The sequence below is a fragment of the Bacillus carboniphilus genome, assembly GCF_020524035.2.
In the GTDB taxonomy this organism is placed as follows: Bacteria; Bacillota; Bacilli; order Bacillales; family JAIVKR01; genus Bacillus_CC.
In genome coordinates, this window is the sequence record NZ_CP129013.1 from 1384222 (window position 1) to 1396969 (window position 12748).

Genomic DNA, 12748 nt, shown 5'->3' on the forward strand with positions numbered 1-12748 from the left:
TGGAGCTAGACAGCAATGGTAGCACCTTCTTATAAAGGACAAAGTTTATACTTTCTTACTCTGTAAAGAAAAAAAGAACTCCTTTTTAAAGAAGTTCTTTTTTACGTATTTATTATGATAAAGTCGTGTATTTTATTGATTTTGCCATATCAAGCAATTCTTTTGCATGTTGTTTAGAAAGATTGGTAATTTCAGCACCTGCTAGCATTCGAGCAATTTCTGCTACTTTTTTCTGATTTGGTAAGGGTTCAACGTTCGTTGTTGTTCGATTATTATGAATGGATTTAGAGATTAACAAATGAGTGTCTGCCATTGCTGCAACTTGGGGCAAATGAGTAATACAAATGACTTGCGAACTGGAAGAAACTTTGTAAATTTTTTCCGCAATTGCTTGAGCCACTCTCCCACTTACACCTGTGTCTACTTCATCAAATATTATCGAGGTAACCTCTTGATGAATCGAGAAAATACTTTTCATTGCTAACATAATTCTCGATAATTCTCCTCCAGAAGCGATTTTAGAGAGAGGTTTCGCTGATTCACCCGGATTTGGAGATAAATAAAACGCTATATCATCTACCCCGTACTCTTTAAAATGTTCTTTTCGAGTTATAAATTCGATATAAAATTGGGTTTTTTCCATGTAAAGCTCTTTTAACTCTTGATGAATTTGCTTTCTTAACTGGTCTGCAAACTTTTTTCGAAGTACTGTTAAATTGTTTGCTTCTACACGTAAATCATCGGATATCGATTTAAGTTCATCATCCAGTTTGGACAAATGATTTTCACGGTTTAAAATCGTGTCAATTTCCTCTTCAATAACCGAGGCATAAGATAAAATTTCTTCAACGGTATGTCCATATTTTCTTTTTAACTGAGATATTTCATTCAATCGAGATTGTATTTCATCTAGCTTTTTAGGATCAAATTCAAGTTGATCTAACTCATTTCTCATTTGGAATGTTAATTCCTCAATCAAATAATAACTATTAGACATTTGTTCATACATGGTTTTTAATTCTTCACTAATTTGTGACACTTCTTCTAAATGGTTCATTGCTAGCCCTATCCAATCAAGTCCCCGTTGTTCTCCTTGCAGTGCTTCATAACTCACAGTGAGTTTTTTATAAACACTTTCAAAATTAGATAATTTATTTAATTCTTCTTCTAATCGTTCATCTTCTTGCGGTTGTAGTTGTGCATTTTCAATTTCATTTAGCTGAAATTGGATTAGATCTAACCGGTGAACCATCTCTTGTTCATTTTCAGAAAGCGATAACATTTTCTTCTTAAAGCTAGCGTATTTTTCATACAGTTCTTGATAAGCTATAAGTGCAGGTGAAATTTCTTCATGACAAAACTGATCAAGTAAGGAAAGGTGCTTTTCTTGATTCATTAGGACTTGGTTATCGTGTTGACCATGAATGTCAATTAAATGACTCCCTACCTCCCTTAAGATAGAAATCGTCACTAATTTACCATTTATACGGCACACACTTTTACCATTAGATGATATATGTCTTTGCATGACAATCATACCATCCAAAACTTCAATCCCAAATTGCTCACATTTATCAATACATTGATGTTGTTCATTATCCAATAAAAATAACCCTTCTAGTTCTGCTTTTTGCTCGCCATGTCGAACAAACTCAGAAGATCCTCTTCCTCCTGCTAATAAAAAAATTGCATCAATAATAATGGATTTACCAGCACCTGTTTCTCCTGTTAAAACCGTGAGTCCTTTTTCAAAAGAAACAGTAAGGCTTTCGATTATGGCAAAATTTTTAATTGATAATTCTGCTAACAGAATCTCTCACCTCACATATGTATTTCCGAAAGTTCATTTCATATTAAAGCATATCTAATAGACGATTGGATACTACCTCAGTATCCTCTTGTGTTCTGCATACGATTAAACACGTATCATCTCCGCATATCGTCCCTAAAATTTCTTCCCAATCAAGGTTATCAATTAAGGCTCCGATAGCGTTTGCGTTTCCAGGAAGAGTTTTCATGACAAGCATGTGACTGGCCCCTTCAATCTTAACAAACGCATCCATCATTAATCGCTTTAGTTTTTGTAGTGGATTAAATCGTTGATCAGCCGGAAGGCTGTATTTGTAGCGTCCATCCATCATTGGTACTTTTACTAAATGTAATTCTTTAATATCTCTTGAAACTGTAGCTTGAGTAACATTAAATCCTGCCTGCTTTAATAAGTCAACAAGATCATCTTGTGTTTCTATTTCAAGTGCTGTTATTAATTCTCTAATTCTTATATGTCTCTGACCTTTGTTCATGGTGTCACCCCTTGAATATTACTCCCTCAATAACATACTATACAATATCAGTAAAAAAGTACATGCTCTTTTATGAAAGTATACTCAATTTCATCTCCGTCCTATTCAAAAACCATATATAATAAATGACATAAAGAAACAGGAATAAACTTATTCCTGTTCTCTACTCTTTTTCAATTGTAGATGTGCATCTGTTACCACTTTATCGATCGAAGTCGGAAGAATAATGTCACCCTCTTCTTTTCCTTCCCATTTTAAATGAAGAAGGAATTCGATATTCCCTTCCCCTCCTGTGATAGGTGAGAAGGTTAAGTTAACACAATCAAAACCAATACTTGAAGAAAAAGTGGTAATATCATTTAAAACTTCAACATGGGTCTTTTTCTCACGAACGATTCCTTTTTTTCCTACGGAATCTCTTCCAGCTTCAAATTGTGGCTTTACTAATGCAATTACATGCCCCTTTTGTATTAATATCGATTTTAAAACAGGCAATATGATTTTTAATGATATAAATGAAACGTCAATAGAAGCAACATCCGGTAGTCCTTCAGCAAAGTCCAAAGGTTTTGCGTAACGAAAATTCGTTCTTTCCATTACGACAACACGGTTATCTTGACGTAATTTCCACGCTAACTGATTATACCCTACATCTACTGCATAGGAACCACGAGCCCCATTTTGTAGAGCACAGTCCGTAAAACCTCCTGTAGAAGACCCAATGTCTACTAATAGTTTCCCATTAAAGGAAATACCAAAAACCTCAATTGCTTTTTCTAATTTTAAACCTCCGCGGCTAACATATGGGTGCTCCGCTCCTTTAACCGTTAGAGGAATATCAACACTTACTTTTTCACCTGGTTTATCCAGTCTTTCTTCGTTGCTAAAAATAAGTCCAGCCATGATCGAACGTTTCGCTTTTTCTCTAGAATCCATTAAGCCTCGCTCAACCAATAATACATCTAATCTTTCTTTTTTGCTCATAATATTTTTTTTCGGTCCTTTTTCTGTATCATCAATCGTAAATTTTCCATTACCTTCTCTTTTGTAAGATCGATCTCTTCCAGCAATAAATTTACACTCCCATGTTCAACAAAATAGTCTGGAATACCCATTCTTTTAATTAACAATGGATCATACCCATTTTCCTGAGCATGTTCTAACACTGCACTTCCAAATCCGCCTTGCAAAGCTGCTTCTTCGATCGTTAATATTGGTAATCCTTCTTGATAAATTTCAGCTAACATATCCCCATCAAGAGGCTTGATAAATCGGCTATTAACCACACGTACAGATAACTTTAGATTTTTTTCCAGTTGGTCAGCTGCTTCCAGAGCCATTTGAATAGTCGTACCAAAAGTTAAAATAACTGCATCCGATCCATCCCTTAAAACTTCCCATGAACCAATTGGAATAACAGTTAATTGATCATCAAGCTCAACTCCTAGCCCATTGCCACGAGGATAGCGGAGTGCAATTGGACCATCATTGTATTTGATAGCTGTGTTCACCATATGTTGTCCTTCATTTTCATCTTTAGGCATCATAACAACAATATTCGGTACATGTCTTAAAAACGCAATATCATAAATTCCATTATGCGTTTCTCCGTCTGCTCCAACTAAACCAGAGCGATCAATGCCGATAAAAACATTTAAATTTTGTCTACAAATATCATGTACCATCTGATCGTATGCTCTTTGGAGGAAAGTAGAATAAATAGCTAAAAACGGCTTCATCCCCACCGCAGCCAAACCAGCAGCCATTGTTGTTGCATGTTGTTCGGCTATTCCTACATCAAACATACGATCTGGAAATTCTTTCGCAAATCCCTCCAACTTAGAACCAACAGGCATAGCAGGTGTAATCGCAACAATACGTCTATCTTCTCTTGCTAAGTTCCTTACGGTTTCAGCCACTAATTTACTCCATGATGGAGCAACTAGTTTCGGTTTTAGAAAATCACCCGTATCAATTTTATAAGGGCCGGTACCGTGCCATGTTCCTACCTTATCCTTTTCAGCAGGATGATAACCTTTCCCTTTTTTCGTCATGACATGTAATAAGACTGGACCTTTAGTTTTCTTCGCATAGTTTAAGTTTTCAAATAAATCATTAAAATCATGCCCATCAACGGGACCTAAATAGGTAAAACCCATTTCTTCAAAAAACATACCGGAAACGAATAAATATTTTAGGCTGTCCTTGACTCGTTCAGCTGTTGATGCAAGTTTTCCACCTACAGCTGGAACTCTTTTTATTAAATACTCAATTTCATCTTTTACCCAATTGTATTTGCCCGCTGTTCGCATTCTTCCTAGAACATTATGAAGAGCACCAACATTAGGGGCTATAGACATTTCGTTATCATTTAAAACCACAATAATATCCTTTTGTTCATGTCCAATATGATTCAAGGCTTCAAGTGCCATCCCACCTGTTAACGCTCCATCCCCTATGATGGGAACGATATGTTCATTTGATCTTTTTATATCACGAGCAATGACCATCCCCATTGCAGCTGACAAAGAAGTGGAACTATGGCCTGTTTCCCAAACATCATGTTCACTTTCCGCCCTTTTTGGAAATCCACTCAAGCCTTTATATTGCCTAAGCGTGTCAAAGTCCTTGGCACGACCAGTTAAGATTTTATGAACATAGGCTTGATGTCCAACATCCCAAAGAAATTTGTCCTTCGGACTGTCAAAAACTTTATGGAGAGCAATGGTAAGCTCAACGACTCCTAAATTAGGACCAATATGTCCGCCTGTCTTTGAAAGCTTTTCAATAAGAAACTGACGAATATCATAGCTTAGTTGCTCCAACTGTTCCTTAGATAAATGTTTAAGAAACTGAGGGTTTTCAATGTTGGTAAGATCCATCAGGATCACTCACTTTCGACTCTAGTTTCGCTTTTTCTTTTTATCGTTCAATAATACTATATTAAACCTTTCTTCAACAAAATAAAATATTTTGCCCACTTGTAAAATAATCTCCGTAGAAAAATGAATGGCCATCGTTTTACCAAATGCCTTCCCACCTACTGTTAAGGCAGCAACAACACTAGTAAAAATGACGGAAATGATGAATTCATTTAAAGAACCTTCATTATAATGTAAGGCTATAGCTAATTTTGCAATTACAAAAGCAGAAGCAGTTCCACTAATTATACCAGAAATATCACCAATGACATCATTACAGAAGCTAGAAAAGCGGTCTGCATTTCGAACCACTCTGATTCCTTGCCTCGCCCCTTTTACTTTTTTTGCTGCCATTGCATGAAAAGGAACCTCATCAGCAGCGGTAGAGGCAATCCCTAGCATATCAAAGAAGATCCCCATTAACACGATCGCAAGTACAATCATCATTCCTAAAAGGTAGCCTGCACCTTCTAGAATGGATGTTGAAATAACTGAAAAAAGAGCCGCTAACACTAACGTGATAACGGCAATTCCTAAAGTCCACTTTATTGAATGGCGTATTACTTCTCTCATTATCTCTTACACCTTTTATTATAAATTTAGAATACCTTCAAATAAGTATCTATGTAAGCGTTTACACAAATATACATTTAATGAATTTCAATATGTATTTGAAGTGGTCACTTACAGAGTAAAGTTTACGGCTTAGGTCCAGTAGGATTTCCCAAGTAGACACCATGCGTTGCCACTATGGCGGTTTCCCTTTAAGTCCACTTTAGTACTGTCACCAGGTACTAGACTGGATTACCACTTAGTCCGTACTATAATCCTCTATAAATGTCCAATGGAACAGTCTAGGAGATTTCCTCGGCAGCCTTCGACCAGCTCTTAGCCTCTTTTGCAGAGTTGATTTCATATAGTGTCATGAGGAGCCCTTTCATTGGCCACATGAAAAAGTTCCTAAACTATAATCCCCTCAAACTCCACTCAAGGCAGGCTACGCTATCCGTGATCCCTTTTCTAGAAAAGAGACGTAGATAGGTTCATACCCCATCCCATACAGTTTAATTGTACAGAAATGGGCCTCCGCGGAAAAAGGGTCAACGCCCACATGCCGTTGTGGATCGCCCTTCAACCTTAACTCCCAGCATCAACCCAAGGCTGGGCGCCTCAAGCCAACACAAGGAACTTCATCGATGTGCCCTTTAGCGGATTTTTAGGCCCGCCTTCAAAACTGGAGGACTGACTAGAATACTGCACCACTTCAATTGGTAAGTTCATTATATCATGAAAGATACAATATTGACAATTCCTAATGATCCCTATTCGCAATGAGGGCAGTAAATGACTGAAGCAAATGAGAATCAAACGGCAGGTGTTCAAGGATAGAACTTGCTTGTGAAATATGACTGTTCAGTTTGTCTTTACTCCTGGCATGGTTAAAAGAGAAGGGTATGTTGTTTTATCATTATTTGAATCTGATCCTACTGGCTTACCTAAAATTGCTTCAGATCCCTCAACATCTAATATATCATCGCCTATTTGGTATGCAATTCCTACATGATAAGCAAACTCCCTCAGCTTTTCCACTACTTCATCATCAACTTCAGCGATAATAGCCCCTGCAGCCAACACAGAATGTCAACAATTTTGACGTTTTTAGTTCGTGTATATTTTCTAACTGTTTTAAATTCAGTTCATTGTTTTCGGCTTCAATGTCTAACACTTGCCCGCCAACCATTCCGATTGCACCCGAGCACTCAGATAATTCACTAAGTAACCTAACTTTTATTATATCATTTAATAAGGTTGATTTCGCAATGAGGTTAAAGCTCTCTGTAAGTAAGGCATCACCCGAGAGAATGGCCATAGCTTCACCAAATTTTTTATGGTTAGTAGGCATCCCTCTACGTAAATCGTCGTCATCCATACAAGGCAAGTCATCATGAATTAACGAATAAGTATGGACCATCTCAACTGCAATCGCAACATCTAAACCTATATGCTCATCTATATCCAATGAGGACAACACAGCAAGAAGTAAAGTGGGTCTCAATCTCTTTCCACCTGCACATAAAGAGTAGAGCATAGATTCCTTAAGAGAGGAAGGAGCAGAAAGATTCTCTATATATGAAGGGATCTCTTCTTCTATTAAATTTTTTCTCGATCGTAAAAAGGTTAGGAAAGCGTTTTGGTTCACTCGTTTTCATCCTCCTGAAGATGAAATTGAGTCATCTCCCCGTTCTCTTTTAAAATAAAATCCATTTGTTTTTCAACATGTTGCAGTTTTTCATGACAAATTTTCGATAGTCCCATTCCTTCTTGATAATATTCAATTGCTTTTTCAAGCGGGACGTCTCCTTCTTCAAGTTTATTCACAATCTCTTCCAAACTCTTCATCGCTTCTTCAAAACTAATTTCTTTCTCAGTCATGCTCTCTAGCCTCTTTCCCTAAAATTTCTGTTCGTACCATCCCATCTTTTAATTGTATATCCAATTGTTCACCCGTTTTGGTTTCATGAATGCTTTTTACAATCTTTTTATTTTTAAAGGCTATACTATATCCTCTAGACATTATACTAAGTGGATTTAATGTTTCCATTTGACTTCTTATATACTCAAAGGACATTTGTTTCTTATCAATTGCGATTTGAGTATTCTTTTGCAGTTCTTTCAACAAGCGACTAAATTCTAGTTTTGATTGCTCTATTCTTTTATGAGGAGCTACAATTCTTTTTTCTATGTAAGAGAAGGTCTCTTTTTTTCTTTGTATGTTTAATCTGTTTTCGCGCTCAAACCTTTCAAACAGTTGATCAAACTGCTGTTCTTTTTGCAAGAATAATTGCTTTGGATATTTAAAGGCATAAGAGCGCTGGATGTGTTCTAACTGTACCTTCTTCCCATTAAACGTTTCTTTCATTGATCGAAAAAGCCGAGTCTTTCGTTGTTCTATTTTTTCATATACTTCTTGAAGGTGAGGAACAGCTAATTCTGCTGCTCTCTGCTGTTGGTGTAGGGGCTCTTAAGTCCGCTACAAAGTCAGCAATGGTAAAGTCCGTCTCATGGCCTACTGCACTAATCACAGGTATGTCTGAAGCATGTATTTCCCTAGCAACTATTTCTTCGTTAAAAGCCCACAATTCTTCTATAGAACCTCCACCTCTACCTACAATCAGAACATCAATGTCTGGCAATTCGTTGGCCTTCTTGATTTGATTAGCAATTGAAGAGCTAGCATTTACACCTTGAACGAGGGCCGGAAGAAGGATGACTTTGGCTATTGGGAATCTGCGTTTTACCGTTGTCATAATATCGCGAACAGCAGCACCTGTTGCGGATGTCACAACTGCAATCGTATGCGGGAACATTGGAATCGTCTTTTTATAACGTTCATCGAATAATCCCTCTTGTTTAAGCTTTCTCTTTAACTCTTCAAACGCTAAATATAAACTTCCTATACCATCTGGTTCTATTTCTTTCACATAGACTTGATAAGAACCTGCTGGTAAATAAACTGAAACTCCTCCTCTAAGTAGCACCTTCATTCCGTTTTCAGGTTTGAATTTTAAGTCACTTGCATTTCTAGCAAACATAACAGCCGAAATCTTTGCTTCCTCATCTTTCACTGTAAAATAAATATGGCCCCGACTATGTACCTTCACATTTGAAAGTTCTCCCTTTATCCAGATATCTGTTAAATGTGGGTCTACATCAAACTTATGCTTAATATATTTTGTCAATGCCCTTACAGTGACGTATTTCATTTCACTCATTTTCTAGCCCTTTTCTCTGCTGCTTTTACCGTATTGGAAATAAGCATCGTTATGGTCATCGGACCTACACCACCAGGCACGGGTGTAATATGGCCTGCATGCTCACTAGCTTCTTCAAAATGAACATCCCCACATAATTTTCCACTCTCTAAACGATTGACGCCAACATCAATGACAATAGCCCCTTCTTTAATTGCATTTCCTGGCAAGAAATTAGCTATACCAACAGCGACAACTACGATATCTGCTTGCTTCGTAAACTCTTCAATATTCTTGGTTCTTGAATGACAATAAGTCACCGTAGCATGTTCATTCAAAAGCATTTGTCCAACGGGTTTACCCACGATATTACTTCTCCCAATGATAACGGCATTTTTCCCGGAAATGTTTATATCAGAAGTTTTAATCAATTCGAGAATTCCTGCTGGTGTACATGGTAAGAAACAATCTTGTTGAGTCATCATTCTCCCAATATTAATCGGATGAAATCCATCAACATCTTTTTCGGGAGAAATTTTCTCAATCACTTTCGTTTCGTCAATATGAGCAGGTAAAGGTAATTGTACTAAAATCCCATCTACCATATTGTCGTTATTATATCGATCAATTAATTGCAACAAAGTAGCCTCTGTAGTTCCTTCATCCAAATGTTCTAAGGTAAAGTCCACTCCTGTTTCTTCTGCGGCTTTTTTCTTTCCTTTTATGTATGATAAAGAGGCCGGATCATTCCCGACTAAAATGATGATTAATTTAGGGACAACCCCTTGTGAACGAATTTCTTCGACCTTTTTCTTTAATTGAGTTCTCTTATCCTTTGCTACATCTTTCCCACTTATGATTGTTGCTGACATTAAACAGTTCCCCCTAGTTTGAATGGTTTTTATATTTAGTTTATAGTTTCACTAATACTAGATAAAACTCCATTAATAAATCGACTGGATTTGTCATCACCAAAAGTTTTTGCTAATTCTATGGCCTCATTTATGGAAACGTTCGCTGGTACATTTTCTACATACTTCATTTCAAAAACAGCCACTCTTAAAATCGATCGATCTACATTTGCTATTCGATTAATGGTCCCAATCTTTCAAATGATTCGTAATCATTTGATCGATTTCTTGCTGATGTTCAATCGCACCAAAGACAAGTCTGGAAAAAAAATCGTCTCCTTCTTGTCCATCTAGGGCATATTCAATCGCTTTTTTCGGTTCAATTTGTGAAACATCATATTGAAATAAAGCTTGGAATGCTTTTTCTCTTGCTGTTCTACGTTTCATGTTCATAATACTCCTTCTTCTCTGTAAATGTACTAAATAGAATATATCACAATTAGACACCGTTAGCACACACGTGGGTTATTATCTTGAAACAGAATAAAGCCCAACAGGAAATTTTCCCGTTAGGCTTTACGTGTTCTTTCGCTTTTCTTATTTACTCTTCTTCTTTGTCTTCCTCAGAAGAAGTTTCAAACTGCACACCTACAACATGAACATTTATTTCTTTTGTATCTAACGCTGTCATGTTTTTAAGGGACTGGCGAATATTCTCTTGAACCTTGCCTGCAACAGTCGGGATAGAAATGCCAAACTGAACCACACAATAAATATCAATCACAATTCCATCATCAGTTAAATCAACTTTGACACCTTTACCGTGATTCTTTAAACCAAAACGTTCGGCCACACCTGCAGCAAAGTTCCCTCTCATTTGCGCTAAACCTTCTACCTCATTTGATGCAATACCAGCAATGACTTCAATTACTTCAGGAGCAATCTCCACTTTACCAAGGCCTTCTTGACTCATCTCTAAAATATTTTCACTCAAGGTTTACTCCTCCTCCATAATATTATTTAACTCTAAAAATTTGGTATTATACTCATTACTTTTAAAGGAAGGATGATTAAAAAGTTTTAAATGAAAAGGAATCGTAGTTGGAACTCCTTCAATAACGTACTCACTCAAAGCACGCTTCATGCGGTCAATCGCTTCTTCTCTATTCTGACCATAAACGATCAATTTTGCAATCATTGAATCATAATAAGGCGGAATAGAATACCCCTGATACACAGCAGAATCTACCCTAACACCAAATCCACCTGGCGGTAAATACATTTCAATTTTACCAGGAGCCGGCATAAAGTTTTTATATGGGTTCTCTGCATTTATTCTACACTCTATTGCACAACCTGAAAAGGAAATGTCCTTTTGAGAATAGGAAAGAGGTTGACCTGAAGCGATCAAAATTTGTTCCTTAATTAAATCTACACCCGTGACAAGCTCAGTTACCGGATGCTCCACTTGTATCCTCGTATTCATTTCCATAAAGTAATACTTATTTTCTCGATAATCGAAAATAAATTCTACTGTTCCGGCACCCGTATACTGAACAGCTTTAGCCGCTTTAACAGCCGCGGCTCCCATATCTTCTCTTAGCTCAGAAGATAGCTTAGGAGATGGACTTTCTTCGACTAATTTTTGCAGACGACGTTGAATGGTACAATCTCTCTCTCCAAGGTGGATAGTTGATCCAAAATTATCTGCTAGTACTTGAACTTCAACATGGCGAAAATCTTCAATATACTTTTCAATATAGACACCAGGGTTCCCAAAAGCAGTGGCTGCTTCTTGTTGAGTAATGGCCATCCCTTTAATTAATTCTTCTTCATTTTTAGCTATTCGAATCCCTTTACCACCGCCACCAGCGGTCGCTTTAATAATAATGGGAAATCCTATTTTTACTGCGAGTGCAATAGCTTCATCATCACTTTCAACAATTCCTTTTGAACCGGGCACAACTGGAACACCAGCTTCTCTCATCGTTTCTCTTGCAACATCTTTTGTCCCCATTTTAGATATCGCTTGTGAAGTGGGGCCAATAAAAATGATGTTGCAATCATGGCAAAGTTCTGCAAAGTCAGCATTTTCAGCTAAGAAACCGTATCCGGGATGGATGGCGTTACAATTGGTTAGTTTAGCTACACTGACAATATTAGTTAAATTCAGGTAGCTCTCTTTAGACGATTGAGGACCAATACAGTATGCTTCATCTGCAATTTGAACATGTAGAGCATCTTTGTCAGCTTGAGAATATACAGCAACTGCTTCAATGCCTAGTTCTTTACACGCACGGATAATTCGAACAGCGATTTCTCCTCGATTTGCTATGAGTATTTTTTTGATCATCATTAAAACTCCCTTTATTCAGGCTTCACTAAAAATAATGGCTGACCGTATTCAAGCAGTTGACCATTCTCTACTAAGATTTCAACAATTTCTCCTTGAACCTCAGCTTCAATTTCGTTAAATAGCTTCATCGCTTCAATAATACAAACAACAGAATCCTTTTTTACTTTAGATCCTACTTTGACATAAGGCTCCGCTTCAGGTGAAGACGCTGAATAAAAGGTACCTACCATTGGTGAGGTAATCTCTTTCAAATTTTCTTCTGATCTCGCTATTTCCTTTTCTTTTGGTTGATTGTTTTCAACTGCTTTTGGTTGATTCGATTCGTTTTTTTCTTCAATAGGTGGAGTCGGTATTACTTCTTTCACTTGCTGTTGGGTAGCATTTTCACTTCTTAGGACCACTTCCCCTTTTTTCATTTTTACCGTTGTGCCTTCATTTTCATATGTAAATTCGTTAATCGTTGATTCATCAATTAGTTTGATAAGTTCTCGAATTTCTTGTACTTTTAACATTGCTTTGCACCCCTTTAAAGTATATGTAGGTTATTCGTTACTTCATGCATTTG

10 protein-coding genes and 3 pseudogenes are annotated in these 12748 nt (G+C 37.0%); all 13 read right to left on the minus strand.

The window, feature by feature from the left end; all coding sequences use genetic code 11:
- Positions 1 to 112 precede the first annotated feature (112 nt).
- Positions 113 to 1810, minus strand: a complete 1698-nt coding sequence (gene recN / locus LC087_RS07090) for a DNA repair protein RecN (protein ID WP_226540139.1) — start codon at positions 1808 to 1810, stop codon at positions 113 to 115.
- Between the two features lie 43 nt (positions 1811 to 1853).
- Entirely contained in the window at positions 1854 to 2303 is a 450-nt protein-coding gene (gene ahrC / locus LC087_RS07095) for a transcriptional regulator AhrC/ArgR (protein ID WP_226540036.1), read from the minus strand.
- 150 nt (positions 2304 to 2453) lie between these two features.
- Positions 2454 to 3290, minus strand: a complete 837-nt coding sequence (locus LC087_RS07100; protein WP_226540135.1) for a TlyA family RNA methyltransferase — start codon at positions 3288 to 3290, stop codon at positions 2454 to 2456.
- The gene (gene dxs, locus LC087_RS07105; protein WP_226540034.1) at positions 3284 to 5185 is read right to left on the minus strand and encodes a 1-deoxy-D-xylulose-5-phosphate synthase; all 1902 of its coding nucleotides are present in this window, start codon (positions 5183 to 5185) and stop codon (positions 3284 to 3286) included. The genes LC087_RS07100 and dxs overlap by 7 nt, the downstream gene beginning before the upstream one ends.
- A gap of 21 nt (positions 5186 to 5206) precedes the next feature.
- Complete coding sequence (locus tag LC087_RS07110) at positions 5207 to 5797, minus strand: CNNM metal transporter family protein (protein ID WP_226540032.1); 591 nt, start codon at positions 5795 to 5797, stop codon at positions 5207 to 5209.
- Positions 5798 to 6536: 739 nt separating this feature from the next.
- A pseudogene (locus LC087_RS07115) lies at positions 6537 to 7424 on the minus strand (polyprenyl synthetase family protein).
- Positions 7421 to 7657: an exodeoxyribonuclease VII small subunit gene (locus LC087_RS07120; RefSeq protein ID WP_226540027.1), complete on the minus strand. Its 237-nt coding sequence runs from the start codon at positions 7655 to 7657 to the stop codon at positions 7421 to 7423. Before LC087_RS07120 ends, LC087_RS07115 begins: the two are co-directional and overlap by 4 nt.
- Positions 7650 to 8997, minus strand: a pseudogene (xseA, locus tag LC087_RS07125) (exodeoxyribonuclease VII large subunit). The gene LC087_RS07120 and the pseudogene xseA overlap by 8 nt, the downstream one beginning before the upstream one ends.
- Positions 8994 to 9848, minus strand: a complete 855-nt coding sequence (gene folD / locus LC087_RS07130; protein ID WP_226540023.1) for a bifunctional methylenetetrahydrofolate dehydrogenase/methenyltetrahydrofolate cyclohydrolase FolD — start codon at positions 9846 to 9848, stop codon at positions 8994 to 8996. The pseudogene xseA and the gene folD overlap by 4 nt, the downstream one beginning before the upstream one ends.
- 35 nt (positions 9849 to 9883) lie before the next feature.
- Positions 9884 to 10274 (minus strand): annotated as a pseudogene (gene nusB, locus LC087_RS07135) (transcription antitermination factor NusB).
- A 154-nt stretch (positions 10275 to 10428) separates the two neighbouring features.
- Positions 10429 to 10821 carry an Asp23/Gls24 family envelope stress response protein gene (locus LC087_RS07140; protein ID WP_226540019.1) on the minus strand — a complete coding sequence of 131 codons (393 nt, stop codon included), beginning with the start codon at positions 10819 to 10821 and terminating at the stop codon, positions 10429 to 10431.
- A 3-nt stretch (positions 10822 to 10824) separates the two neighbouring features.
- The gene (gene accC / locus LC087_RS07145; protein WP_226540016.1) at positions 10825 to 12180 is read right to left on the minus strand and encodes an acetyl-CoA carboxylase biotin carboxylase subunit; all 1356 of its coding nucleotides are present in this window, start codon (positions 12178 to 12180) and stop codon (positions 10825 to 10827) included.
- Between the two features lie 14 nt (positions 12181 to 12194).
- Positions 12195 to 12695, minus strand: coding sequence for an acetyl-CoA carboxylase biotin carboxyl carrier protein (accB, locus tag LC087_RS07150; protein WP_226540014.1), 501 nt, complete (start codon positions 12693 to 12695; stop codon positions 12195 to 12197).
- Between the last annotated feature and the right edge of the window lie 53 nt (positions 12696 to 12748).